This is a genomic window from Streptomyces monashensis, from assembly GCF_001866665.1.
In the GTDB taxonomy this organism is placed as follows: Bacteria; Actinomycetota; Actinomycetes; order Streptomycetales; family Streptomycetaceae; genus Streptomyces; species Streptomyces monashensis.
This window is the reverse complement of sequence record NZ_MLYO01000194.1, coordinates 1-679: the sequence shown is the minus strand read 5'-3', so window position 1 is coordinate 679 and position 679 is coordinate 1. Positions and strand designations below refer to the sequence as shown.

Annotated in this window: 1 protein-coding gene; it reads right to left on the bottom strand. The window is 66.6% G+C overall.

Annotated elements, in window-relative coordinates; all coding sequences use genetic code 11:
* Positions 1–679, bottom strand: a 679-nt coding sequence (locus BIV23_RS45240; protein ID WP_177240275.1) for a B12-binding domain-containing protein, incomplete at both ends; no start/stop codon positions are given.

Sequence of the window (679 nt, the reverse complement as noted above, 5' to 3'; positions counted from 1 at the left end):
CAGCACGATCGTGCCCTTGCCCGCGGCGTCCGACTTCTCCATGTGCGGCTCCAGATACGCCACCGCCGACTTCATCACCTCGGCGGACTGCAGCACGAACGGCAGCTGCATCTGCCCCGAGCCGAACAGCTCACCGACCACCTTCATCCCGTCCAGGAGGGTGTCGTTGACGATGTCGAGAGCCGGCCGGTCCGCCAGAGCCGCGTCCAGATCGGCCTCCAGGCCGTTCCTCTCCCCGTCGATGATCCGCCGCTTGAGGCGCTCCTCCAGCGGGAGGGCGGCGAGTTCCTCGGCCTTGCCCGCCTTCAGCGACTTCGCGGTGGCGCCCTCGAACAGCTGCATCAGTTTCTGCAACGGGTCGTAACCCTCACGGCGCCGGTCGTAGACCAGGTCGAGGGCGGTGGTGACCTCCTCCTCACCGAACCGGGCGATCGGCAGGATCTTCGAGGCGTGCACGATCGCCGAGTCCAGACCCGCCTTCACACACTCGTCCAGGAACACACTGTTGAGGAGGATGCGGGCGGCCGGGTTCAGACCGAAGGAGATGTTCGACAGGCCGAGCGTGGTCTGCACGTCCGGGTGGCGGCGCTTCAGCTCCCGGATCGCCTCGATCGTCGCGATACCGTCCCTGCGGGACTCCTCCTGACCGGTACAGATCGTGAACGTCAGGGTGTCGATG